Below are 25,060 nucleotides of genomic sequence, written 5' to 3'. Positions count from 1 at the left end.
GCGAAGCCCTGCGCGGCAAGAAAAACCTTGGCGAGCGGTTCACGGACTGCGAGCCCGAGCAGCCCGACCGCGGCACCGACCGCGACGGGCAAGGTGCTCGACGCCGAGGCGGACCGCCCGAGCGTGCTGGCGAGATTCGGGTCGAACCTGTCCGAATCGGACGAAGCCGTGCTGCGCGACCTGCTGCGCCAGAACGGCGGCTGACCCTGGCAGCGGTGGCCGTGCTCGGTGCGTGTGCGTGGTCCGCGACCAGCACGTTTGACGCGGCGACCGAGCTGCATTCCGGCCTCGAGACCGCTCAGCACGCTCCTTGCCTGCTCGCGGCCCGGCACCGGGACTGCCCCGAGCGCTGACCGGACTGCCTGCGGAGATGCACCCTCGGTCCGACATTCCGGGCACCTTCTCCGCAATTTGGGGGAAGCGGGTAACCCGTCCAGGTGAGACGCCCGCTACCGTGGGTCTTTCGACCACCGGATGTGGCAGGAAGAGGAACCCCGATGCGTCGCAAGACCTCCAGTGCGCTGCGTGTCGCCCAGGTGCTCCTGGCCGTTGTTTCGCTGCTGGTCCTCGGCGGCACCGCGTTCGCGTGGTCGAAGCTGAACCAGATCACCGACGGCCTGACCAGGTCCGATGTGATCGGCTCCGGCTCGAACTCGCCGATGGACGAGCAGAACATCCTGATGGTCGGCCTCGACACGCGCACCGACGCGGAGGGCAACCCGCTCCCCGAGGACGTGCTCGACCAGCTGCACGCGGGCGGCGCGGAGGACGGCGGCGACACGACCGACACGATGATCGTCGTGCACATCCCGGCGGGCGGCGGGAACGCCACGGCCATCTCGATCCCGCGCGACTCGTATGTCCAGCTTGCCGGGAAGTTCGGGAAGCACAAGATCAACTCGGCTTATACGTACGGGCAGACCGCGCGGAAGAACGAGTTGAAGGCTCAGGGTGAGTCCGGGGCTCAGCTTGAGACGGATTCGGCTCAGGCTGGGGCCAAGACCGCGATCGAGACTGTGCAGCAGTTGACCGGGTTGAAGATCACGCATTACGCGGCGGTCAATCTGGCTGGGTTTTATTACGTCAGCCAGGCGGTCGGCGGGGTGCCGGTGTGCTTGAAGGCTCCGGTTCGGGATTCTTACTCTGGGGCTAATTTCGCCGCTGGCCGCAGAACGTCGCCGGGGCGCAGGCGTTGCAGTTCGTGCGGCAGCGGCATGGGTTGCCCAACGGGGACCTCGATCGGATCAAGCGGCAGCAGGTTTTCATGGCCAGTATGGCCAAGACGATTCTTTCCGCTGGGACGCTTACCGATCCCGGCAAGTTGGACGCGTTGATCGGGGCCGTCAAGAAGGCTGTCGTTGTTGACACCAACTGGGATTTGCTGGCGTTCGCTCAGCAGTTGCACGGGATGAGCGCGGGGAGCATCAACTTCGTTACCGTGCCGGTGGTCAGCATTACGTTGAAGACGCCCAATGACGGGGACGCGGTGCAGGTCGATCCGCAGCAGGTGCAACGGTTTGTCCGGGAGGTGACCGGGGGGTCTGCTCCGTCGTCGTCGGCTTCCGCGCCGCCGCCTTCTTCCGCTGCCGGGGATCCGGCGCTGGCGTCCTATGTGGTGGATGTGCGGAATTCGTCCGGGGTCGACGGGCTGGCCAATCGGGTGGCGGACAAGCTTGCCGCTGCCGGGTATCAGCGGGGGTCGGTGACCAACAGTGCTACTCGGCGGACTTCCACCGTTTATTACGGGCGGGGTCAGCGCACTCAGGCTGAGGGGATTGCCGAGAAGCTTGGCGGGGTTGCGGTGGCTTCCGACAGTTCCCTGGAGAAGGATCATTTCCGGGTTTATCTGGGGCAGAAGTATTCGGATGATTCTGGGGTGCATCCGGCTTCCGCTCCCGTGGTCGCGGAGGCCCCGGCGGCGGAGATTACTGCTGATGGGGTTACTTGCGTGAACTGACTGCTCGTGCTTCGCACCTCGCGGGGAATGAGTGGTGCGGTGGGGCACCCCGAAGCTTGATTGTGCTGACGGTCTGAGGGTGCTTGTCAAGGCGGGAAAGCGTGCGTTGACAAGCACCCTCAGACCGCAGGGAGGCTTCGTATCGGGGTGCGGGGGTGGGGTGGGTGCACCGATTGTTGGGTGCGCTGGTGCGGCTTGGCGAGTGGGTCCCCGCACGGAACTGGGGGAAGCAAAAGCGGGCCGGTCCTGTCGGACCGGCCCGCTGCTAAAGAGGGTTACGCGCGGTAAATCAGGCGTTGCTCCGGCGGCGGCGGACCACCAGCATCATCGCGCCGCCTGCGACTACCAGGGCCGCGCCGATGCCGATGGGCAGGGCGGCGTTCACGCCGGTGTTCGCCAGCGGGGTCTGGCCCGAGTTGTTGCCTGCCGCGGGGGCCGTCGTCGCGGGGGCGGTGGTGACCGGGCCCGTTTCGGTCCAGGTGCCGGTCGCGGCCGCCTGGACGGTGCTCTTCTGCGACTGTGCCACGATCAGCGACTGCGCCGGCTTGTCCGCGTAGTTCTTGGCCACGAACAGGCGGCCGGTGTTGACGTCGCCCGCGGCCTTCACCGCGAGTTCGGCCGTGCCGGGCTTCGCGTCCTTCGGGACGTCCAGGAACAGCTTCGTGCCGTTCTTGATCGCCGACGACTTGAGCTCTTCGCCGTTCTCGCCGACGACCTTCACGCCCTCGGGGAGCTTGCTCGTGAAGTCGGTGACGCTGCCGGTGGTGGCGATGGTGAACGGGCCGATCTTCGTGCCCGCTTCGCCGGACGCCTTCGCCGGAGTGATGCTCAGCGTCGGCTTCTTCTCCTCGACGCCGGTGTTCGCGTCGCCGGTCAGGTAGTCGTACAACGCGACGACGTCGGCCGCCTCGTCCTCGGAACCGTTGGCCAGCGCGTTCTTCTCGTCGAGGTCCTTGCCGTCGCTGTAGTGCCACACCGCGGCCTGGGTCGCGGTCAGCGCTTCCTTCGCGGACAGACCGTCGTGGAGCTTGGCGCCCTTGCCGGTCAGCGTCTTCTCGATGGACGCGACGTCCACGGACGGGTAGCTGTGGTGCAGCACCCAGTTGATGTTCTTGTTGTTCTTGCGGAACGGCGACTTCGCGTCGGGGTAGTCGTTCCACGCGTGCTCGACCATCGTCTCGCCGAAGCGCGCGCCGACCTCGATCTGCACGCAGTACATCTTCGAGATCGCACCGTCAGACAGCTTGAAGTTGAACAGCGTCGTCTGGACTTTGCCCTTGCCCGCGATGTTGACGTCGAAGCCCGACGAGCCGCCGTAAACCAGCTCGCCCGAGGCCGCGCCGCTGCGCGCCGAGGGGGCGTTGTCGTCCGCGAGGGCGACCGGCGCGGCAATCATGAGCGCCGCTGCCGCGGACGCCGCCGCGGCCCCTCCCCGGATCAGAATTGACCTGCCGTGCATGCTTTCTCCCATCAAGTCCCGAACCACGATCGACGGGCCGCGTGAGACCGCATCTCCCCGACCACGCCGGCCACTAATTCGGGTGAAGAATCCACCCAGTCAAGCGATGGCGAAGCATACACAGGGCTCACATGCGCACTGTGGGTGGTCCCCCGACTGCGCTTTACTACCTCCAGTCGGAGTCGTTCCTCCCCTTGCGTTGCTCTGGGTGTCTGTGCAGAGAGCTGCGGAAACCCCAGAGAAAGGGCAGGAAACGGTGGCCGGGCGACCTCCGGCGGACGTGCTGGCCGCGTTCGGCGGTGCCGGTCCCCCGGTTCGGCGGGAAGGCCGGAAGGCGGGGCCTGGTGCGCCGGGGACTTCCGCGCCGATCCCTGGGCCGTCGGAGACCGGGTCGCCGGGGAGGAATCGCCGCCCGACGGCTCAGCGACCGCGCGGTCTTCTCCGCCCGTTGCTCGAGGCGCGCCGTCCGGCCGCGCAGGCGGTGCACGGCGATCTCCCCGGCAACGTCGGCACGCACGACGTCGCTGGACGCCCGGCCAGCCCGTCCTCGCGGCCGTGCTCAGTTGACCAGGTTCTCCAGCGGCTCGCCCTTCGCGTAGTGCGCGAGCTGGCGTTCGGCCAGCCGCTTCGCGCGCGGGTAGAACGAGTCCGAACCGCCGGCGATGTGCGGGGTGATGATCGCGCCGTCGAGGGTCCACAGAGGATGGTCGGCGGGCAGCGGCTCCGGGTCCACGACGTCGAGCGCGGCGCGCAGGCGGCCGGCGGAGACCTCGGCGGTGAGCGCGGCGGTGTCCACGGCGGTGCCGCGGCCGACGTTCACCACCAACGCGGTGTCCGGCAACAGGGCCAGTTCCGCGGCGCCGAGGAGGCCGCGCGTCCGCGGGGTGTCCGGCAGGACCAGCACCACGATGTCCGCGGTCGGCAGAAGCTCCGGCAGTTCGGCGATGCCGTGCACGCCGGTGCGGGCGGTGCTGGCCACCCGGACCACCTCGGCCTCGCCTGCCTCCAGGTACCGCTCGATGGCGCGGCCAATCGAGCCGTAACCGACCAGCAGCACGCGGCAGTCGGCGAGCGAGCGCGTGTGTTCCCGGTCCCACGAACCGGTCCGCTGCTGCGCGAACCAGCGCGGGAAATACCGTTGCGCGGCAAGGATCAGCGCGAGCGCGTGCTCGGCGACGCTGAGGTCGTGCAGGCCCCGGCCGTTCGCCAGCCGCACCCCGGACGGGACGAGCGGCAGCAGGTTGTCGTAACCGGCGGAAAGCGTCTGGACCGCGCGCAGCGACGGCAGTTCCGGGATCAGCTTCGCCGCCGCCGGGCCCTGGTCGTAGGGCAGGACGTAGAACTCGACGTCGTCGAGGCCGTCCGGCGGGGCGCCGCGGCCGTCCCAGACGACCGCGTTCAGTTCGGCCGGAACGGAAATGTCGGACCAGGGCAGGAGTACACGCGCGGTCATGCTCGCCTTTCCTTCGTCTTCGCCGGAACCGCGAGCACCAGCACCGCGGCCGCGGCCATTGTCCCCGCCAGCATCAAGAACGCGGCGGCCGTGCTGCCGGTGGCGGATTCGAGCCAGCCGACCAGGTAGGTCCCGAGGAACCCGCCGAGCGCGCCCGCGGCGTTGACCACCGCCACCGCGACCGCGGCGGTCCGCTGCGGCAGAAGCTCGGAAATCATCGCGAAGAACGGGCCGTACGGCGCGTACAACGCCACCGCGGCGATCGCCAGCAGGACGAACGCCCACCAAAACTGCTGCTTGCCCATGAGATACGAACCGTAGAACGCTACCGCGCCAACCAGCAGCCACGGCCAGACGAACCGCCGCCGCGCCCCGGACCGGTCCGAACCGCGCGAGTTGAGCAGCATCGCCACCACGGCGAACGCGTACGGAATCGCCGACAGCAGCCCGGTCGCGCCGATCCCCGCCGACGAACCCGCCTTGACGATCGACGGCAGCCAGAACACGAAGCCGTAAACCCCGATGCTCCACAACAGATACTGCGCCGCCAGCAGCAGAACCGCCTTGGACCGCAGCACTTCCCGCACCGGCCGCTCGGCTGGCGCCGGCAGCCGCGCTTGTTCCGCGGCGATCGCGCTTTCGACCGCGGCGCGGCCGGCCGGGTCGAGCCACGGCGTGTCGGCGGGCCGGTCGCGGACCTGCGCACGGAACACGAAAGCCCAGATCAGCGCCGGAACTCCCTCGATGATGAACATGCCGCGCCAGGACGTCGCCTCGATCAGGTACCCGGACGCCGCCGACAGCCACATCACCGTGACCGGGTTGCCCAGGATCAGGAAAGCGTTGGCGCGGCCGCGTTCCGCCTTCGTGAACCACCGCGCGAGCAGGACGACGAGCGCGGGCAGCACCGCCGCCTCTACCGCGCCGAGCAGGAACCGGACCGCGATCAGCACCGGCACCGAACTGAGCAGGCCCTGCGCGGTCGCCAGGACGCCCCAGGCGAGCACCGACCAGAAGATCAGGCTCCGCACGCTGCGGCGGTCGGCGTAGAGCACGCCGGGGACCTGCAGCAGGAAGTAGCCGAGGAAGAACGACGCGGCGATCAGGCCGGACGTCGTGCTCGTGAGGTGCAGTTCCTCGGCCATGCCGCCCGCGGTCGCGATCGAGAAGTTCGACCGGTCGAGGTAGGCGAGGCTGTAGGTGACGAAGACGATCGGGATCAGCCGCAGCCAGCGCTGCCTCCCGAGCGTGCCCGCCTGCTCGACGGTGTTCATCCGGTACTCCTGTCGCCGCTGACCCAAGTCCTTGACGCGCTTTCCGTCATATGGAAAGCTATTCCGCAATACGGTGAGAGGCAGTGTGCGTCGCCGCGCGCGGGACGTCAAGGGGGTCCGATGGCGGACATGGTCGGCAAGGCTTTGCGGGTGCTCTCACTGCTCGGCGGCTACCCCGAGGGCGTGCCGTTGTCCGAGCTGGCGCGGGCCGCCGGGTACCCGGTGAGCACGACGCATCGGCTGCTGAGTTCCTTGCAGAGCGAGGGATTCGCGCGCAACGACCCGGTGTCGAAGCGATACTCGCTGGGACTGCGGTTGTTCGAGCTGGGCCAGTCGGTTTCGCAGGCGCGCGGGTTCGCCGGCGTCGCGCTGCCGGTGATGCAGAAGCTGTCCGCGGAGACCGGCGAGCCGACGCTGCTGGCCGTGCTGGACGGGCACAACCAGGTTTACGTGCACTCGGTGCAGGGCTCGCAGCGGCTGCAGATCCGCGGTGAACCGGGCGCGCGCGGACCGCTGCATTGCACGTCGATGGGCAAATGCCTGGTCGCGTTCGCGCCGAATCGGGAGGAACTGGTCGCCTCCCTTGAGCTGCCTGCGTTAGGTCCGCGCACGATCACTTCGCGGGAGGCGTTCGCGGCGGAAATCGCGGCGGTGCGCGAACGGGGTTTCGCGATCGCCGACGAGGAGCACGAGGAAGGCATTCGCGCGGTCGGCGTTCCGATCCGGACGCCGGACGGGACCGCGATCGCCGCGCTGTCCACCGCGGCGCCGGCTTATCGGCTGACCGTGGCCCAGCTGGAGGAGTTCGTGCCCGCTTTGCGTGCCGCGGCACGGGAATTGGCGGCGTTGCTGCCCCGGTGAGCGATTACGCGCCGATCTGTTCCCGGATCCACGAGACCAGCTGATCCACGCGCGCCGCGGTTTCGATGCCGGGCTGCGGACAGTCCGGGCCGAAGTTCTCGACCGCGATCAGCGTGTTCTTTCCCTTCACCGGCACGAAAAACGGTGAACCCGAATCGTCCGGGCACGGGCTGTTCTCGACGGTCCGCTTCTTCAGCGGTTCCAGGGTGATCTCGTTCTTGCGCACTTCGTCGACCTTGAAGTCGCCGCGCTTGATGTGGTCGGTCTGCACGATGACCTTCGAGGACAGCGAACCCCAGCCGACGAAGGTGGTGTGCTGCCCCGGATCCGGCGGCCCGTCCGGCAGCGCGAGCGGTTCGATGTCGGTGACCGGCTCGGACAGTTTGGCGAGCGCGAGGTCGTTGACCGCGGACTGGCGCGTGTCCACGATCGTCAGCAGGTGCCCGCGCGGATCGGAGTCGGTGAGCTTCCCGATCGCGGCGGTCATGGTGTAGTCGGGTTTGCCGCTGACGCGCGTGCCGTCGAGGTCGTGGAAGCAATGGCCCGCGGTGACGACCCACTGCGGGGCGATCAGCGAACCGCTGCACCCGCCGGTGCGGACGCCGCCGCCCTTCTCCGGAATGTCCTTTGCGGACAGTTTGACGCTGAACGGGGTCGGGTGGTCGGGCAGCGCGGGCGGCTGCGGGGTGGACTGGCCCTTGCCGCCAGTGCTGCCGCTGACCGTACTGCTGGCGTTGCCCGCGTTCCCGCCGGCGCTGCGTGCGACGGCGACGTTCGAGACCGGCTTCGCGGTGTCCGCCTCGGCGGTCCGGTGCAGGCCGACGTAGGCCCCGGCGAGCCCGGCCCCGAGGATCGTGGCCGCGGCCACGGCACCCAGCCGAAGGCTCGCCCGCTGAGCGGAACGTGACTTTGCGTGCACCACGGGGTCCAAGATAGCGAACTTGTTAACCCGAATGAGTGAGAGTGCCCGATTAATCCGGTGACCTGGGTAGAAACTGACCTGCTCGATACGCGGGGTTCGGGGTTGGTCACGGAATGCTCACGGCTCGGGCACGTTTTGCCTGGACGCTGGGCCGTTCGGCGGCAGCGACCGGATTGTGGGAATTGCTCCCGTTCAGTGGGACACCTGGTGCCCGAGCTGACCCGAGACGGGCCGCAGGCACCCGCTGCCACAGAGGTCCGTGAGGGGAACCCCTCACGGACCTCTGGCATGGCTAGGCGTGCGGCGGCAGGTCCGGCCGGTGCAGGCGATCGGGCCGGTTCAGCGCGGTGGCCGTCCGCATTCGGTTTCCTACTCTCGCAGGCCGATGGCGTCGATGGGCCGGGCGCGCAGGGTGACCCGAGTGGACAGGCCGAGCGAGACCAGGCTCAGCAGGAACGCTCCGGCGACGATTCCGCCGAACACCGCGGGCGTACCGGACGGCAGCGGAGTGTCGCGCAGGCCAAGGTTGAGCAGTACCAACGGAATCGCCGCCACCACCGTGCCGAGCAAAGCCGCGACCCCGGCGGTCGTCAGCGCTTCCAGCCGCATCATCCGCACGACCTGGCCTCGGGTGGTGCCGATCAGCCGCAGCAGGGCGAATTCCCGCGAGCGTTGCGCGGTGGTCATCACCAGCGTGTTGGCCACCGAAATCACCACGTACCCGAGAATCACGCCGACCGCGACGAGGTTCAGGTAGAACTGCTGTTGCCCGGAAGCGCTTTCCACCGCGGAAACCGAGGAGCTTGGCGTCACGGCGAGGCCGGGATAGCGAGCGCTCAGGGTGCGCAACGCGGCGGTCACCGCGGCCGGGTCCGCGTTCGGGTCCTGGCGCACCAGAACGGAATGGTCCATCCGGTCGCCGGTGTGCGCGCGGGCGAGGTCGGCGGGCAGCACGTATTCGCCGAACGCCTGGTTGTGCGTGTAGACCGCGACCAGTTTCACCTTCGCGGGGCGGCCGTCGGCGAACCAGAAGTCGACCTCGTCGCCGATTTTCTTTTCGTACCAGTCGGCCTCGCCCTTGCTCATCGCGACGGTGTCGCCGCGCAGGTCGGCCAGATTCCCGGACACGACGCCGAGGTCGAGCACGCCGCGCACCTGGTCGCCGTCCAGTCCCTGCGCCGGATACTTCGTCACGCGCAGCCGTTCCTGCTCCGGGACCGTGGTGACGACGTCGGTGCGGATCACCGAGGTTGCCGCCGCGACCCCGGGGATCGCCCGCGCCGCCGCGGCGACTTCCGGGGACAGCGCGCCGGTGGTGCTCGTCAGGACGTGGTCCGCGGTGGTCGACCGGACGGCCTGCTCCTGTTTGGCCGCGGCGGACGACGTCTGGCTGTAGAACATCGAGATCGCGAACGCGACCGCGAGCATCACCGGGGTCACCGCCGAGGCGAGCCGCCGCGCGTTGGCCTGGTTGTTCGCCGCGGCCAGGTAGCCGCTGATCCGCGAGAGGCCGGAGTACACCGGGCCGATGATCCGGGTCATGAAGGCGACCACCTTCGGCCCGAGCACCGACAGCCCGATCACGGCCACCAGCGCGGACATCGAGGAGGCGGCGAGCGCACCGTCGCCGGTCACGTACATCGGGACGGTCGCGCCGCCGAAGCCCAGCGCCACCAGCAGCCAGCCGACGAGAATCCGGATGCGGCCGAGTTCGCGGCGTTCGACGGCCGCCTCGCCGAGCGCTTCGATCGGGCGGATCGACGAAGGACGCCGCGCCGCCGACCACGCCGCCAAGCGCGCCGCACCCAAGCCGAGCAGGAACGCGACGACGAGCGGGAGCGGGCCGATCGCGAGGCCGAAGTCCGCCGGGATCACGCCGATCCCGGCGAACGCGTTGCGCAATCCGTAGCCGACGGCCACGCCCAGTCCGGCGCCGAGCACTCCGGCGACGACCGCGACCAGCATGGTTTCGGCGCTGATCAGCTTGCGGATCTGCTTCGGCGTGGCCGCGATCGCCCGCAGCAGCGCGAATTCCCGCCGGCGCTGGTTGATCACCAAGGCCAGCGTGCTCGACACGACGAAGACCGCGACCAGGATCGCGAACCCGCCGAACGAACCCGCGAGGGCGAACAGCAGCATCCGCGTTTGGCTCACGTCCAGGAATTCGACCGTGCTGCGGCCCATCCCGGTCGTCACGGTGACCGGTTCGCCGCGGACGGCCGCGCTGATCCGGTCTTCCAGTTCGCCTGTCGGCACGCCAGGGGCGGCGAGCACGCCGACCGCGTGGACCTGCCCCGGCTTTCCGGCGAGATCAGCGGCGCGCGCCGCGGAGAAGAACAAGGCTGACTGCCGAGACATCTCGTTGCCGGCCTTCGCCGCGGCAATGCCCGTGACCAGGAACTCCATCGGCGTGGAGCGGGTCGAGATCCGCACTGTGCCGCCGACCGAAACTCCGCCGCGGGCCGCCAGTTCCGCGTCCAGAACGACTTCGTTCGCCGCCTCGGGCGCGTGGCCTTCGCGCAAGGAGAACGGGGCGAGCACGGCCGACTCCCAGTTGTGTCCGCGCGACTGGGTTCCGTTCGGCCCGGTGAGCACCTGACCGCTGGACGTCACGACGTTCGCCGGGAAATCCTGCTCCGGCACCGCCTGGCGCACGCCCGGCACCGCGGCGATCCGGCTGACCACCGTCTCCGGCAGCGTGGTCTGTACGCTGATCTGCTCGGACTCGCCGAAATCCGCACCCGGCGGTTTCGTGGTCTGCGGCCCGCCGACCACCACCGCCGCCTCGGCGTAGCGCTGGGTCGGGACCCCGGCGCGAAGGCCGGATTCCAGCAAAATGCCACAGCCCGCGACGAGCGCGGTGCCGCAGAGAATCGCGACGAACGCGCCGACGAACCCGCTCAGCCGGGCCTTTGTCGTCTGCCAAGCCAACGACCACATGGCGGTCACCACTCCCCGAGGTGGGTCAACCGCTGCGCGACCCGTTCCGGGGTCGGCTGCGGGAGGTGGCCGGCGAGCTTGCCGTCGGCGAGGAACAGCACTCCGTGCGCGGCGGACGCGGCGACCGGGTCGTGGGTGACCATCAACACGGTCTGGCCCATCTGGTCGACCACGGTGCGCAACAGGTCGAGCACCTGACGCGCGGTGCGGGTGTCGAGCGCGCCGGTCGGTTCGTCGGCGAGCACGACCTCGGGCCGGGTGATCAGCGCGCGGGCGATCGCGACGCGCTGCTGCTGCCCGCCGGACAGTTCCGCCGGGCGGTGCTCCAGCCGCTTCGCGATGCCGACGCCGTCGACGATCTCGCGCAGCCAGTGCGCGTCCGGCTTCTTGCCGGCCAGCCGCATCGGCAGGGTGATGTTCTGCAGCACGTTCAGCGACGGCAGCAGGTTGTAGGCCTGGAAAATGAACCCGATCCGGGTCCGGCGCAGTTCGGTGAGCGCGCGCTCCCGCAGCCCGCCGAGTTCGGTTTCGCCGAGCAGCACCCGGCCGGAACTCGGCCGGTCCAGTCCGGCCGCGCAGTGCAGGAAGGTGCTCTTGCCGGACCCGGACGGCCCCATCACCGCGGTGAACGAACCCCGCTGGATCCCGACCGACACGCCGTCCAGCGCGGTGACCGCGCCGTCGCCGGAGCCGTAGATCTTGCGCACCGCTTCCAGCCTCAGGGCGTGTGTACCGCCTGTGTTCATCTTCGTGTCGCTCCTTGGACCAGCGGATTCTCTGTCGGTAACGAAGCTAGGTCCGCGGGTGCGCGAAAACGATCCCGAGCGCGGGAGTCTTGGGGGTAGCGCAGGCACCACCACACCTGGTGGGGAGGTCCTAATGGGACACTGTGCGGGTGAAAGGCTGGCTGCGCTCGTGGTGGTCCGGACTCCGCTACTTGCTGGTCGGAGCCGCGACCGCGTTCCTCGCCATGCTGCTTTTCTTCGCGATGGCCGTCGTGCTCGTGACGTGCTTGATCGGCGTCGGGATCCCAGCGCTGCCGGTCGCGCTGAAAATGCTCCGCTACCCGCTGCGCTTCGAACGTCGCCGAGCGGGGCGAAGGCTGGGCGAGCCGATCGCGGAGCCGTACGCCAACGTTTCGCCGATTCGCGACCCGGCGAGCCTGCGCGACCTCGGGTGGCTCGCGTTGCACGCGGCGTTCGGTTTCATCGTCGGGGTGCTCGCGTTCAGCCTGCCGCTCGGCGGGGTGCGGCAGATCCTCACCGGTCTGTTCTGGTGGCTGGTGCCCGGCGGAATCCCCAGTTCGCTGGAGTTCGTAGTGGACTCGTGGCCGATGGCCGCGCTCTGCGTGTTCAGCGGGATCGTGATGATCGCGCTCACCTTCTGGGCCTCGCCGCTGTCTCGCTGGCAAGCCCTTGCGGCGCGGGCGCTTCTCGGCCCGCGGCCCGGTGCTTCGCTGACCGACCGGGTCGTCGAACTGACCGCGACCCGGGCCGCCGCGCTCGAGGCACACGGCGCCGAACTCCGCCGGCTCGAACGCGATCTGCACGACGGCACCCAGGCGCGGCTGTCCGCGGTCGTGCTGCAACTCGGCATCGCCGACCAGCTTTTCGAGGGAAATCCAGCCAAGGCAAGGGAATTGCTCGGCAAGGCGCAGGACGCGGCGACCGAAGCGCTCGCCGAATTGCGCACCGTCGTGCGGAGCATCCACCCGCCGCTGCTGACCGACCGCGGCCTCGACGGCGCGATCACCGCACTCGCCGACCGCTGCGCGGTTCCGTGCACTGTGGACGTTCGCAGCACCGCGCGCCGTCCGGCCGCGGTCGAGGCGGCGGTGTACTTCATCGTCGCCGAAACGCTGGCGAACGTGACCAAACATTCCGGCGCGGAGCAGGCGTCGATTACGCTCGACGGCACCGTCGACACCCTGCGGATCCGCATCCGCGACGACGGCCGAGGCGGGGCGGACGAATCCCAGGGCAGCGGACTGGCCGGGATCCGGAAACGCGCCGAAGCTTTCGACGGGACGGTCACGCTCACGAGCCCGCCCGGCGGACCGACTGTTCTGGAAGTGGAGTTGCCATGCGGGTCGTGATCGTCGAGGACGACGCCCTGCTGCGCGAAGGGTTGGTGCTGCTGCTGGACACCTCGGGCATCGAGGTCGCCGCGGCTTTCGACAACACCGCCGAATTCCTCGCGTTCGTCCGCGAGGACCGGCCGGACGCGGTGATCACCGACGTCCGCCTGCCTCCGACGCACACCGACGAGGGCCTGCGCGCGGCTGTCCAGGCGCGGCAGCTGCATCCCGGGCTGCCGGTGCTGGTGCTGTCCGCGCACGTGGAAACCGGTTACGCGGCCGAGCTGCTCGCGGACGGCAAGGGCGCGGTCGGGTACCTGCTCAAGGAACGCGTCGGCAAGGTCGCCAAGTTCCTCGATTCGCTGCACCGCGTCGTGGAAGGCGGCACGGCGATGGACCCGGAGGTGGTGACCCAGCTGCTGGCCCACCGCCGCGACCCGCTCGACGCGCTCACCGCGCGCGAACGCGAGGTGCTCGGGTTGATGGCCGAGGGGTACAACAACGCCACGATCGCGGAACTGCTCGTGGTGAGCGACGGGACGGTGCTCAAGCACATCCGCAACATTTTCGCGAAGCTGGGACTGCCGGAGGACAGCGGGCACCGGCGCGTGCTGGCGGTGCTGGCTTATTTGAACGGGAAGAGGTAGCGCAGGCACTACCTCGAAGCCGGGGGTCTACAGCGTGGTTGCCGCCCTCGCCGCGCCATAGTGTTCCTGGCATGGAGACTTCCCCGAGCCGCACCGCTGGCAGCCCTGTTGTGACGGCCTTGCTGTGGCTGGCTTTTCTCGCCGGTTCCGCAGTCAATTCGATCGGCCAGTTCGCTGGGCTGGAAGACAGTTACCGGTATCTCGGCGGTGGGGTGGCGGTCGTCTGCCTGGTGCTGCTGATCGTGCGGTTTCTGGCCCGCCGCAAGGATTGACCCGGCTGGAGGGGCTGGGCAGCGAATGCCCAGCCCCCGGTCTCAGGACACCTTGGGCGTCGCCCGTGCGCCGAAGTGCATATACGGCTCACCCGTCGGCAGGGTGTAGAACAGCACTGGCGTCCAGAACTGCCCGCCCGGCATGCGGAGCACGAACAGCGTGTCCGAAACCGCCTCCAGGTCGAATTCCTGTGTTTGCTCCGGCATCAGTTCCGCCAGCGGGCCGGTCACGGAGTACGCCAGGTGCAGCCCGCCCTCGCGCTCCGTCACCTCGAGGCGCGCGCCGGCTCGCTCGTAAACCCCGATGTGCCGGGTCGCGTCCACCTTGACCGGTGTGGCCGGGGGTTCGAGCGGACGCGGCATGGCGACGTCGGCGAGTTCGGCGAAGATTTCCCGGTACAGCTCGACGTACAGGTCGCTCGCGTGGCCGCCGTTCGTCAGCAGCGTGACCGCGAGGCCCGCATCCGGCAGCAACCGCAGGAACGCCGACTGGCCGATCGTGTTGCCGTCGTGGCCGATTACGCGACGGCCGTTCCAGTCGTCGCGGATCCAGCCGAGGCCCCACGAATCGCCGAGAGTGTGCTTGTCCGGGACGTCTGCCTGCTTTTCCGCCATCGCCGCGGCCGATTCCGCCGACAGGATCCGCGTGCCGTCCGCGGTCAGGCCGCCGGTGAGGTGCAGGCGGGCGAAGGCGAGGACGTCCGCGGCGCGCGCGGTGATCAGGCCGGCCGGCCCGGCGGAGCGAGGCAGTTGCCAGACCGGAGCCGGAGCCGGGTCCTGGTCGTCCGGCGAGACGTGTCCGACGGCGGCGCGGAACAGCAGCGCCTCCTCCGGCAGCGTGACCGTGTGCGTGAGGCCGAGCGGGGTGTACAGCTTGTCCCGCATCGCCGCGTCCCAGGTTTTCCCGGTGAGCTTTTCGATCACCCGGCCCATCAGGACGAAGCCTGAGTTGCAGTAGGAGAAAGTCGCGCCGAGCGGGTGGTTCTGCGCGGCTTCGTCCAACAGGTCGACAAACTTTTCGACGCAATCGTCGCCGCGGCCGGTGTCGGTGAAGATGTCGCCGTCGATGCCGCTGGTGTGGGTCAGCAGATGCCGCATGGTGACGCGCTTCGTCACCTCCGGATCGGACAGTCGCAGCTCGGGCAGCACCTCGATGATCGGCGCGTCGAGGTCGAGCAGGCCCTCGTCGACGAGCTGCATCACCACCGTCGACGTCCACACCTTGGAGATCGAGCCGATCTGGAACAGCGAGTCCTCGGTGACCTCGACCTCGGTCGTCTTGCTCAGCACGCCGTGGGTCGCGAAGACCTCCTCGCCGGTGTCGACGCGCAGAATTCCCAGCGACGCACCGGGAACGTCGTACTTGCGCGCCAGTTCCGTGAGCCGTCGGCTCCAGTGCGCGGCGTCGATCGGCACCCGCGAACCGGCGTACTGCTCGATCCAGTCGACCACGCGCCGGTTGTAGTCGGCGCGGTGCGACGGCGGACCGTCCAAAATGAACAGATGCGCGCCGCCCGGGTACAGCACCAGCCGGGACGGCACATCGCGCTCGCGCAGCGCGGTGAACCACTGCTCGGCCTGGCCGACCGGGCACCGGACGTCCTCGCCGCCCTGCAGGATCAACGTCGGAGTGCGGACGTTTTCGACCCGGGCGTGCGGCGATGATTTCTCGTACTTGCCCGACGAGAGCCCGGCGAATTCGTTGACCGCCATGAAATGTCCGCCGTCGGACGTGCCAGCCAGGCTGGTCAGGTCGCTGACCACCCCACCGGCGACGGCAGCGGCGAAGCGGTCGTCGCGGCTGGTCAGGTAGCAGGTCATGTAACCGCCGTAGCTGTACCCGGTGACGGCGAGCCGGTCCGGGTCGGCAAGCCCTTCGGCGATCAGCTGGTCGATCGGTTCGAGGAAGTCCGGCGCGTCCGCGTGGCCCCACGCGCCGATCGCCGCGGTGTAGAAGGCTTCGCCGTAACCGTCGCTGGCGCGCGGGTTGATCAGCAGCACTGCCCAGCCGCGTGCGGCGAGGGTCTGGTGGTACAGGTGGATCGAGTCCGCGGCACCGTTCCAGGCATTGTGCGGACCGCCGTGGATGTCGATCAGCAACGGCTGCGCGCCGGTGCGTTCGGTGTCGCGGATGAGCCAGCCCTGCACGACAGTGCCGTCGCTGATGGTGAATTCGCGCGACTCACGGGGGAACAATTCCACTTCGGACACTGCGTCGCCGTGCTTCGTCCGCACGTCCACTTTGCCCGTGGTGCGGTCGAGAACCGCGACCTCGCCGAAGGAATCGGCAGTGGCCAACACAATCGCGGCCCGATCGCCGACCAAGTCCATTCCGGACACTACGTTGCCGTCGCCGGTCAGCAGCGCACGCGGTTCGCCACCGGCGACGTCCACTTCGTACAGATGCGTGCAGCCGCGGTCGCGGATCGCGAACAGCACGACGTCGCCCGCCGCGGTCAGCTGCGGCAGCGCGCCCGGGTAACCGGGTCCACCGGGCATCACGTTGCGGTCGAGGCCGGCCGCGAGGTTGACCGTCTCGCCGCCGTCCAGCGGAACGCGCAGCAGGCCGAGATGCCCAGTGGCGGTGTCGGTGCGGCCGACCACCAGCAGCGCCTTGCCGTCCTTGGTCCAGTCGGCCGTGCCCGCCATGCCCTCGTCGGTGCCGACCAGCCGTGGCTCGGCGTTCCGCTCGGTGACGTCGAGGACGTAGGCGGCGGACCGCAGGGTGAGGTCGGCGTCGTCGTCCAGGGCCGCGGTGAACGCCACGTGCGTGCCGTCGGGCGACCAGGCGGGCTGGCCCGCGTGCCAGTCGCCGAAGGTGCGCTGCTGGACCTCGCCGGTCGCGACGTCGAGGACGTGCACGTGGCTGCGCAGAGTTTTCAGCAGGCCGGGGCCGTCGGACTTGTAGTCCAGCCGGTCGGCGACGATCGGCGTGTTTTCCGGCGGCGCTTCGATCACCGCGGCGAGGTCGACCGCCGCGGAGAAGGCGATCTTGCTGCCGTCCGGGCTCCACACCGGTGCGCCCGCGCCGAGCGGAAGCTTGGTCAGCTGCTCGGCCTCGCCGCCGTCCGCCGGAAGCACCCACACCTGCGGCGGACCGTCCTGGGCGCGCAGGAACGCGAGCCGGGAGCCGTCCGGAGACCACTTCGGCGCCGCGTCCGCGTTGCCGCGGGTGAGCTGGCGGGCCTCGCCGGAGGAGGTGCCGACCGTCCACAGCGCGTCGACGTTCCGGTCCTCCTCCCGGTCCGCGGTCCGGACCACGTAGACGATCCGGCTGCCGTCCGGCGAAAGCGCGGGCTGACTGGGCGCGGCGAGGTCGTACAGGTCATCAATGCCGAGACGGCGGGTCATACGCTGGCTCCTTGGGAGATCGCGGGCTCGTGGCCCTCGGATTCACTGAAGTGGCAAGCTGCGGCGTGCCGCCGGGGCGCGGAGTCCTCGGCCGGATCGGCCCGGAGGCAGATCTCGCGGTCGCTCCGCACGAGCGGGCCGACCGGGCAGCGCGGGTGGTACCGGCATCCGGCAGGCGGATGGTGCGGATCCGGCGGTTCCGCGTCCGCGGTCGCACCGGGTTCGAGGTCGAACAGCGGCTTGTGCGCCGAGGGAGCGGCGTCGAGCAGGTCGCGGGTGTAGGGATGCTGCGGATCGGTGAGCACCTGCCGCGCCGGTCCGGCCTCGACGATCCGGCCGAGGTACATCACCGCGACGAAATCGCTGAGATACCGGATCACGGCGAGGTTGTGCGAGATGAACAGCATCGACAGGCCGAGCCGCCGCTGCACCGAGCGCACGAGGTTGAGCACCGCGCCCTGCACCGAAACGTCGAGCGCGGAGGTGATCTCGTCGGCGATCAGCGCCTGCGGCCGGCCGGCGAGCGCCCGGGCGAGCGCGACGCGTTGCCGCTGCCCGCCGGACAGCTGCCCGGGCAGGTGCGCGGCCCGTTCCGGATCGAGATTGACCAGCTCCAGCAGCCGGGCGACCTCGGCCGAGCGGTCCGTCCCGCGCGGCATGGCTTCGGCGATCGACTCGCCGATGGTCATCCGCGGGTTGAGCGAGGAATACGGATCCTGGAACACCATCTGCAGCGGACGCCGGCGCGGCAGTTTCCGCACGTCCACGCCGCCGAGCAGCACCCGTCCCGCGCTTACCGGGGACAATCCGACGGCCGCCCTGGCGAGCGTCGATTTGCCGGAACCCGATTCGCCGACGAGACCGACGACCTGGCCCGCTGGCACGGTCAGCGAAACGCCGTCCACCGCGGTGAGCCCGCGCCGTCCGCCGTACCGGACGCTGACCGAGTCGAAAACCAGTTCGCTCATTTCGAGCCTCCAGAGGTGGCGGTGGCGACCGTTGCTTCCGACAGTGCCGCAGCCGGATGCCAGCACGCCACCCGGTGTTCCGGCGCGAGCACGGTCAGTTCCGGGTCCTCCTCGCGGCACCGATCGGTCGCCGCCGGGCACCGGCTCGCGAACGCGCAGCCGGACGGCATCTGGTCCGGTTCCGGCGGACGGCCCGGGATCACCGCGAGCGGCGCGTCCGGATCCGTTTCCAGGTCGAGCGTCGTGGCCAGCAGCGCCCGCGTGTACGGATGCCGCGGCGCGAGGTCCGGCCCGACGGCGGGCAAATCCTCCACGATCCGTCCGGCGTACATCACCAGAATCCGTTCGCACGTCTGGGAAACGACCGCGATGTCGTGGCTGATCAGGATGATCGCGGTGTCCCGATCGGCGCGGGTCTGGGCCAGCAACCGCAGCAGCTGCCGTTGCACGGTCACGTCCAGCGCGGTCGTCGGTTCGTCGGCGATGATCAGCCGCGGGTCGCCCATCAGGCCCATGCCGATCATCGCGCGCTGCCGCATGCCCCCGGAAAACTCGTGCGGGTACTGCTTGGCTCGCCGTTCCGCGGCCGGAATCCGGACCGCGCGCAATCGGTCGACCGCCCGCTCGAACGCCTTGCCCCGGGAAAGTCCGTGGTGCTGTTCGGAAACCTCGGCGAGCTGACGGCCGATCCGCCGGGTCGGGTTGAACGACGTCATCGGGTCCTGGAACACCATCGCCAGCGACGTCCCGAGCAGCGTCCGCAATTCGCGTTCCGGGGTGGTGAGCACCGGGGTCCCGGCGAAGTCCAGCCGGTCCGCGGTCACCGAACCCGGTGCTTCGATCAGCCGCGACACCGCGAGTCCGGTCAAGCTCTTGCCCGAACCGGATTCGCCGACGACCCCGATCGCCTCGCCCGCCCGCACGGTGAAGCTCACGCCGCGCACCGGAACCGTCCAGCCGGTCGGCCGCGGGAACGCGACTTCCAGGTTTTCGACCACCAGCACGGCGTCGTCCGCCGTCGCCGAGTCCACTGTGGACTTCCGGCGCACCCGGGGAGCCAGCCGCGGCAACCGGGTCCGCACGCCGATCACCCCGGCGACCGTCTCGCCGAACAGGTTGAACGCGAGCCCCGCGACGACCACCGCGACCCCGGGCGCGAGCGCCGCCGCCGGGTTGACGTAAATGCCGTTGAGGCCCTCGTTGAGCAGCCGGCCCCAGTCGTATTCCGGGGCCTGCACGCCGATCCCGAGGAACGACAACCCGGAGAACGCCAGCAGCGCGCCGCCGGCGCCGATGGTGGCGTTGACCGCCAGCGGCTCCCCGATGTTCGGCAGGATGTGCCGGAACAGCAACCGGATCCGGCCCGCCCCGGCGACCCGGGCGGCGGACACGAAATCGCGCCCGGCCACCGAAGCCGACAGCGTCTGCGTCAGCCGGGCGAACTGCGGAGCCAGCGCGAACCCGATCGCCATCACCGCGCCTTGGGTGCCCACGCCGAAAATCACCGCGAAGAACAGCACCAGCAGCAGGCCGGGGAACGCGACCGCGATGTTGATCGCCGCCGTCAGCAGCCTGCCGAGCGGACGCGGCAGCACCGCGGGCAGCATGCCGACCACCAGTCCGGTCGCGACGCCGAGCGCCGCGGCGATCAGCGCCAGCACCACCGAAAGCCGCGTCGCCACGAGCACGCGGTAGAAAATGTCGCGGCCGAGTTCGTCGGTGCCGACCAGATGCTCGCCCGACGGGCCCTGGCTGATCGCGTTCGTGTCGACCGCCGAAGCCGCGTCCTGCCACAGGATCGGGCCCAGCACCGCGACCGCGACCACCAGCACGAGCAGTGCGGCGGAGAACGCGCCGAGCGGGGTGCGCACGGCGGCCAGCCACTGTTGTCCGCGCCGTTTCGCCATCTCAGTTCTCCCGGATCGTCGAACGCGGATCGAGGACCGCCAGCAGCAGGTCCACGATGAGGTTCACCAGCAGCACGCCGATGCCGTACACCAGCACGATCCCCTGCACCAGCGGATAATCCTTCTGCAGAATGGATTGCGAGATCGTCGAACCCAGTCCCGGCCAGGCGAATACGTTCTCCACCAGCACGGTGCCCGCGACGAGGCTGGTGAGCATCAGCCCGCCGAGCGTCAGCGTCGCGGTCAGCGCGTTCGGCAGCGCGTGGCGCAGGTAGACCAGCCGGGCGGGCAGCCGTTTCGCCCGTGCGGTGCGGACGAAATCGTCGCCCAGCACGGAAAGCGTCTCCACCCGGACGATCCGGGCCAGCGTCGAGGCCGGGCCCAGCGCCAGCGCGATGACCGGCAGCACCAGCGAACCCGCGCCGTCGTGCCCGGCCACTGGGAACCAGCCGAGCTGCACCGCGAAGAACGCCACCAGCGCCACCGCGAACAGGAATTCCGGGATCGCGGCGAACAGCACGGTGGCCGAGGTGAACCCCAGTTCGGCCCCGCGGCGCCGGCCGCCGCGGGTCAGCACCGCGAAAGTCAGGCCGAGCGGGATCGCCAGCCCGATGACCACCACGAACGCCGGAAGCGCGAGCTGCAGCGTCGCCGGGAGCCGGTCCGAGACGATGTCGCCGACCGGTTGCCCGGTCAGCATCGACGTGCCGAGATCGCCGCGGAACAAGCCGCCGAAATAGTCGAGGTACTGCTGCCACAGCGGATGGTCCAGCCCGAGCGCGGCCCGCCGGGCGTTGACTAACTCGATCGGCGCGGTCAGGCCGAGCGCGGCGCGCACCGGATCGCCGGGGATCAGCTGGATCATCAGGAACGCCATGGTCACCAGCACCCACAGCGACACCACGAACCGCCCGAGGCGGCGGGCGCCGAAGGTCAGCCAGGGGCTGACCTTCGGGCCCGCGACGGCGACCGTGCCGGTCATCAGGCGTACATCCGGATGGTGGACGGCTTGAGGTAGCCGTTGACGATCTCGAATTTCGCGTTGCTGCCGTAGGTCGGGACGACCGAGTTCGCGAACTGCACGACGTCCTGCCTTTCGAACAGCGCCGATTCCGCGGCCATCCAGTCCGCGCAGCCCGCTTCCCCGGGCTGCGCGGCCGCCTTGGCGACCAGCGCGTCGTACCGCGGGTTCTTGATGTGCGCGAAGTTCGTGCCCTTCGGCGGCTCCCCGCCGGACATGAACGGCACCAGCTGGCTGGGCAGGGTGAGGCCGAGCGGGGCCATCGAGATGTCCCACTCGCCGGTGGCGAACAGCGCCTGGCTGATGCCGGGGCTGTCGAGGCCCTTGAGCGTGACGTCGACGCCGACGGCCTTCCAGCCCTGCTGCATCAGCTCCGCGCCCGGGGGCAGCGTCGGACCGGCCTGCGTCCCGTAGATCGCGGTCAGCGCGAGCCGCTTCCCGTCCTTCACGCGGATGCCGTCCGGTCCCGGTTTCCAGCCCGCCTGGTCGAGCGCCGCCTTGGCCGCGGCGACGTCCAGGCCGGGGATCTTCCCGGTGACCGAATCGCCGTCGCACGGCCGCGGTTCGATGGTGACCATGCCCTTGACCGGCGCGCTCCCGTCGCGGGTCAGCACCTTCGCCACCTGCGGGAGGTCGATCGCCTGCACGAGCGCGCGGCGCATCGCCTGGTCCGCGCCGAACCGGCCGGGCGCCTGGTTGAAGAACAGCTCGCCGAACGGGGCGACCAGGTCCGCGCGGTAGAGCCGCTGCGCCTTGAGCCGCTGCTGGTCCTGCCCGATCACCGAGCCCGCGTTGACCTCGCCGGACAGCAGCAGGTTCGACATCGTGGTCATGTTCGGGATGATCCGGACGTTGACCTTGTCCGGCAGGCCCTTCTGCTTCGGGTCGAACCGGCCGGGACCCCACGTGTAGTCCTTGCGCCGGGTCAGCGTGTAGTGGTCGTTCGGGACGATCTCGGTCATGGTGAACATGCCGGTGCCGTTCTCGCCCTTGGCGAGCGTCGTGCGGTCGGCCAGTCCCTTGGCGCAGACGATCGGCAGCCCGGCGATGTTGCGCAGCAGGAATGCGTCCGGCGCGCCGCTGGTGATGGTGACCGTGTCCCCGCTGGCGACCGCCTTCGTGCGCGGGGCCACCGTGACGCCGGCGAGCGGGGATTTGCTCGCCGGGTCGCCGACGAAGTTGACGTTCGCCGCCACGTCGTTCGCGGTCAGCGGGCTGCCGTCGGAGCAGGTGATGCCCTTGCGCAGGGTGAAGGTCGCGGTGGTCGTGGTGGCTTCCCACTTCTCCGCGAGCGCCGCCTCCGGCTGGCCCTGGGAATCGAGGTCGATCAGGGCGTCGTAGAGGAACGTGTCGAGGTTGCGGGCGACCGACAGCACGGTGATCGCCGGGTCGAGCGTTCCCGGATCGGTCGGGATGGCATAGGTGAAAGTCTTGCCGTCGACCAGGTTCTGGTTCGCGGTCCGGTCCGTCCCGGATTGCGCTGATCCCCCGCACGCGCTCACGGTCAAGGCCACCACGCCCGCCATCGCGGCGGTGAGCCGGGCAGTTTTCATGGGATTTCTCCTACGAGGTCGCGCTCTGGAGGTGGTCGAGCGCCAGCCGGGCGGCGGCGCCGATGGACGCGTCGACCGCGGGAAGGCGGTCTTCGAGAGAGTGCGCGCGAGTGAACACCGCGACCGCGAACTGCCGGCCGTCCCCCAAGGTCACCACGCCCGCTTCGTTGCGGATTCCGGGCAGCGTCCCGGTTTTCGCCGCCACCGCGACGCCGGACGGGAAGCCGGACGACAGCCGGTGCGGCCAGATCTGCTGCGCCATGATCGTGCGGACCCGTTCGCAGGCCTCGGGTTCGCCCGCCCGGTCGGTCCAGATCGCGTCGAGCAGCTCGGTGATCTCGCGCGGGGTGGACGACGTGGTGCGTTCCGGATCCCGGACCGCCAGCTTGTCCATCTGCTCCGGCGTGGCTTCGCCGAACAGCGCTTCGAGATCGGATTCCGGGGTGCCGCCGAGATCCGCGACGACCGAGGCGAACAGGTCCTCGCAGCAGCCGATCAGCCGGGTGCGGGCGAGCCCGAGATCGGCCAGCACCCGGTCCACCGTTTCCTGGCCGAGCCGGCGGTACAGCACGTCGGTCGCGGCGTTGTCGCTCATCGTGAGCATGAAGTGCGCGAGGTCGCGCCAGCTCATCTCGACGTCGTCGGCGCAGCCCGCGGTGCCGATGCCGCCGATCCGGTACCGCGCGGTCACCCTGGTCCGCTCGGTGTCGTCCAGCCGTCCGGCGGCGACCTCGCGGGCGTAGGCGAGCGCCACCGGGATCTTGAACACCGACGCGAGCACGACCGGGTCGTCCCCGCCCACCGACACTTCGGGCCCTGGCACGCCGATCTCGCGGGCGTGCAGGAATCCCTCCGTGCCAGCGTCGGCGAAGACGGCCTCGATCCGCGCCTGGATCCCGCTCATGAGGAGACCCGCCGGTCCGCGCGTCCAGTGTGGACGAACTGCGCGCGGCCGGCGCCGTCGTCGCCGACGAACGCGTGGGCCAGATAGACACCGGGAAGCTGCTCGGTTTTCGCGACGAAGGTGTCTCCCTGGTACGGGAACAGTTCTTCAGTGGTCGGCGGCGGGCTGAGTTCCGCGAAAATCCCCTTGGGAGTGCGGGTCAGCCAGAGCTTGCCGTTTTCTTCGGTGACGACCGTGTCGGCGACCATCGACGAGTACTCGCCCACGTAGCGGGAAAGGTCGGCCGGGGCGGCGGCGGGGTTCGGCTCGGGCAGCGGCGGGACCGTGACGCCGGCGAGTTCGTCCAGCAGCTTGGTGTAGATCTCGTGGTACACCTGCAGCGGGTTGCCGCCGTTGGTCAGCAGCGCGATCGCGACGCCGCGCTCGGGCACCACGCGCAGGAAGGCCGACTGGCCGATGGTGCCGCCGTCGTGGCCGATCACCTTGCCGCCGTCCCAGTCGAAGAGCATCCAGCCGAGGCCCCAGTTCTCGGCCATGAGCCCGAGGCAGGGCACGTCCACCTGGGGTTCGCGCATCGCGAGCAGCGATTCCGGCAGCACCACCTGTGCGCCGTCGTCGGCCTTGCCCTCGTTCAAGTGCATCCGGACGAACGTCAGCAGGTCGCGCGGGCGCATCGCGAGCGTCGACCCGGCCGGCGAGTTCGAGCGGGTGAGCGCCCAGACCGGCGCGGGCACCGGGTCCTCGCCCGGCGTCGGCGACACGTGCCCGATCGCGGCGCGGTAGCGGATCGCGTCATACGGGCCGGACGCCGCGTGGGTCAGGCCGAGCGGCGCGAAGAGGTGGTCGCGCACGCAATCGTCCCAGCACTTGCCGCGCAGCACCTCGATGACGCGGCCGAGCACGCAGTACCCGGCGTTGTTGTAGGAGAAGCGCTCGCCCGGCGGGAAAAGCTGCGGCACGTCGGACAGCGTCGCGACGAGCTTCTCCACGCAGTCATCGCCGGTTCCGGTGTCGGTGAAGACGTCGCCCTCGAAACCGGCGGTGTGACAGGTCAGCTGCCGGACGGTGATCGCCGCCGCGGCTTCCTCGTCGCCGAGCGCGAACTCCGGCAGGTAGTCGCGCACCGGCCGGTCGAGGTCCAGCTTGCCCTCGTCGACGAGCTGCATGGCCAGCGTCGTCGTCCACACCTTGGTGATCGACCCGATCTGGAACACCGAGTCCACAGTGGACTCCACGCCGGTGCCCTTGTTCACGACGCCCGCCGCGTGGTCGATCACCTCGCCGTCGGCGAGCACCGCGATCGCGGCTCCGGGAACCTGATGCTTGGCCAGCAAAGCGGCGAAATTCTCCTGAAGCCAGGTCTCGATTTCGGAAATTTTCGACATGTGCACCTTCTGTCCGGAGGAGGGTGGACCGGCGTTTCGGAAATGCTAGGTCGGTGGCGGACGTCACTTGTTCGTCCGGACCGAGGAGAGCGCGGGGAAAGTTCCTCCG

Annotated in this window: 19 protein-coding genes and 1 pseudogene; 7 read left to right on the top strand and 13 right to left on the bottom strand. The window is 69.7% G+C overall.

The window, feature by feature from the left end:
• Positions 1-27: 27 nt before the first annotated feature.
• The 3 genes and pseudogenes from F9C11_RS12755 to F9C11_RS12745 all read left to right on the top strand — a co-directional run bounded on the left by F9C11_RS12755 (position 28) and on the right by F9C11_RS12745 (position 1,957).
• Positions 28-204 (top strand): hypothetical protein, encoded by a 177-nt coding sequence (locus F9C11_RS12755; RefSeq protein WP_409185071.1) that lies wholly within the window; start codon positions 28-30, stop codon positions 202-204.
• 293 nt (positions 205-497) lie between these two features.
• Positions 498-1,228 (top strand): annotated as a pseudogene (locus F9C11_RS12750) (LCP family protein); the annotation flags it as partial.
• 45 nt (positions 1,229-1,273) lie between these two features.
• Positions 1,274-1,957 carry an LCP family protein gene (locus F9C11_RS12745; protein WP_409186890.1) on the top strand — a complete coding sequence of 228 codons (684 nt, stop codon included), beginning with the start codon at positions 1,274-1,276 and terminating at the stop codon, positions 1,955-1,957.
• 289 nt (positions 1,958-2,246) lie between these two features.
• On the opposite strand, the gene F9C11_RS12740 is transcribed toward F9C11_RS12745, so the two are convergent.
• The 3 genes from F9C11_RS12740 to F9C11_RS12730 form a co-directional block, all read right to left on the bottom strand.
• On the bottom strand, positions 2,247-3,416 hold the full coding sequence (locus F9C11_RS12740; protein ID WP_409185070.1) for a thioester domain-containing protein: 1,170 nt from the start codon (positions 3,414-3,416) through the stop codon (positions 2,247-2,249).
• 559 nt (positions 3,417-3,975) lie between these two features.
• Positions 3,976-4,869: a 2-hydroxyacid dehydrogenase gene (locus F9C11_RS12735; protein WP_409185069.1), complete on the bottom strand. Its 894-nt coding sequence runs from the start codon at positions 4,867-4,869 to the stop codon at positions 3,976-3,978.
• Complete coding sequence (locus F9C11_RS12730; protein WP_409185068.1) at positions 4,866-6,143, bottom strand: MFS transporter; 1,278 nt, start codon at positions 6,141-6,143, stop codon at positions 4,866-4,868. The genes F9C11_RS12735 and F9C11_RS12730 overlap by 4 nt, the downstream gene beginning before the upstream one ends.
• 120 nt (positions 6,144-6,263) lie before the next feature.
• Here F9C11_RS12730 and F9C11_RS12725 point away from each other — a divergent pair, with 120 nt between their 5' ends.
• On the top strand, positions 6,264-7,004 hold the full coding sequence (locus tag F9C11_RS12725; RefSeq protein ID WP_409185067.1) for an IclR family transcriptional regulator: 741 nt from the start codon (positions 6,264-6,266) through the stop codon (positions 7,002-7,004).
• Between the two features lie 4 nt (positions 7,005-7,008).
• Here F9C11_RS12725 and F9C11_RS12720 read toward each other — a convergent pair whose 3' ends face one another.
• The 3 genes from F9C11_RS12720 to F9C11_RS12710 all read right to left on the bottom strand — a co-directional run bounded on the left by F9C11_RS12720 (position 7,009) and on the right by F9C11_RS12710 (position 11,612).
• Positions 7,009-7,872 carry a S1 family peptidase gene (locus F9C11_RS12720; protein ID WP_409185066.1) on the bottom strand — a complete coding sequence of 288 codons (864 nt, stop codon included), beginning with the start codon at positions 7,870-7,872 and terminating at the stop codon, positions 7,009-7,011.
• Positions 7,873-8,295: 423 nt separating this feature from the next.
• Entirely contained in the window at positions 8,296-10,866 is a 2,571-nt protein-coding gene (locus tag F9C11_RS12715; protein ID WP_409186889.1) for an FtsX-like permease family protein, read from the bottom strand.
• 5 nt (positions 10,867-10,871) lie between these two features.
• Positions 10,872-11,612 carry an ABC transporter ATP-binding protein gene (locus F9C11_RS12710; RefSeq protein WP_409185065.1) on the bottom strand — a complete coding sequence of 247 codons (741 nt, stop codon included), beginning with the start codon at positions 11,610-11,612 and terminating at the stop codon, positions 10,872-10,874.
• Between the two features lie 149 nt (positions 11,613-11,761).
• On the opposite strand from F9C11_RS12710, the gene F9C11_RS12705 reads away from it, so the two are divergent.
• From F9C11_RS12705 to F9C11_RS12695, 3 genes are all read left to right on the top strand, one after another.
• Positions 11,762-12,961 carry a sensor histidine kinase gene (locus F9C11_RS12705; RefSeq protein WP_409185064.1) on the top strand — a complete coding sequence of 400 codons (1,200 nt, stop codon included), beginning with the start codon at positions 11,762-11,764 and terminating at the stop codon, positions 12,959-12,961.
• Positions 12,949-13,590 carry a response regulator gene (locus F9C11_RS12700; protein WP_409185063.1) on the top strand — a complete coding sequence of 214 codons (642 nt, stop codon included), beginning with the start codon at positions 12,949-12,951 and terminating at the stop codon, positions 13,588-13,590. The genes F9C11_RS12705 and F9C11_RS12700 overlap by 13 nt, the downstream gene beginning before the upstream one ends.
• Before the next feature lie 71 nt (positions 13,591-13,661).
• The gene (locus F9C11_RS12695) at positions 13,662-13,862 is read left to right on the top strand and encodes a hypothetical protein (RefSeq protein ID WP_409185062.1); all 201 of its coding nucleotides are present in this window, start codon (positions 13,662-13,664) and stop codon (positions 13,860-13,862) included.
• A gap of 42 nt (positions 13,863-13,904) precedes the next feature.
• On the opposite strand, the gene F9C11_RS12690 is transcribed toward F9C11_RS12695, so the two are convergent.
• Genes F9C11_RS12690 through F9C11_RS12660 form a run of 7 tightly spaced genes read right to left on the bottom strand, consistent with a single transcriptional unit; the run spans position 13,905 to position 24,951 of the window.
• Positions 13,905-17,213, bottom strand: coding sequence for a serine hydrolase (locus F9C11_RS12690; RefSeq protein WP_409185061.1), 3,309 nt, complete (start codon positions 17,211-17,213; stop codon positions 13,905-13,907).
• Complete coding sequence (locus F9C11_RS12685) at positions 17,210-18,181, bottom strand: ABC transporter ATP-binding protein (RefSeq protein ID WP_409185060.1); 972 nt, start codon at positions 18,179-18,181, stop codon at positions 17,210-17,212. Before F9C11_RS12685 ends, F9C11_RS12690 begins: the two co-directional genes overlap by 4 nt.
• Positions 18,178-20,088, bottom strand: a complete 1,911-nt coding sequence (locus tag F9C11_RS12680) for a dipeptide/oligopeptide/nickel ABC transporter permease/ATP-binding protein (protein WP_409185059.1) — start codon at positions 20,086-20,088, stop codon at positions 18,178-18,180. Before F9C11_RS12680 ends, F9C11_RS12685 begins: the two co-directional genes overlap by 4 nt.
• Position 20,089: 1 nt before the next feature.
• Positions 20,090-21,070 (bottom strand): ABC transporter permease, encoded by a 981-nt coding sequence (locus F9C11_RS12675; protein WP_409185058.1) that lies wholly within the window; start codon positions 21,068-21,070, stop codon positions 20,090-20,092.
• Positions 21,070-22,662 (bottom strand): ABC transporter substrate-binding protein, encoded by a 1,593-nt coding sequence (locus tag F9C11_RS12670; protein ID WP_409185057.1) that lies wholly within the window; start codon positions 22,660-22,662, stop codon positions 21,070-21,072. The genes F9C11_RS12675 and F9C11_RS12670 overlap by 1 nt, the downstream gene beginning before the upstream one ends.
• A gap of 10 nt (positions 22,663-22,672) precedes the next feature.
• Positions 22,673-23,566 (bottom strand): serine hydrolase, encoded by an 894-nt coding sequence (locus tag F9C11_RS12665; protein ID WP_409185056.1) that lies wholly within the window; start codon positions 23,564-23,566, stop codon positions 22,673-22,675.
• A complete protein-coding gene (locus F9C11_RS12660) occupies positions 23,563-24,951 on the bottom strand; it encodes a serine hydrolase (RefSeq protein ID WP_409185055.1) in 1,389 nt (462 codons plus the stop codon). The genes F9C11_RS12665 and F9C11_RS12660 overlap by 4 nt, the downstream gene beginning before the upstream one ends.
• Positions 24,952-25,060 lie beyond the last annotated feature (109 nt).

Source organism: Amycolatopsis sp. VS8301801F10 (assembly GCF_046195355.1).
In the GTDB taxonomy this organism is placed as follows: Bacteria; Actinomycetota; Actinomycetes; order Mycobacteriales; family Pseudonocardiaceae; genus Amycolatopsis.
The sequence above is the reverse complement of the archived record's forward strand: the minus strand, read 5'-3'. Positions and strand labels throughout refer to the sequence as shown.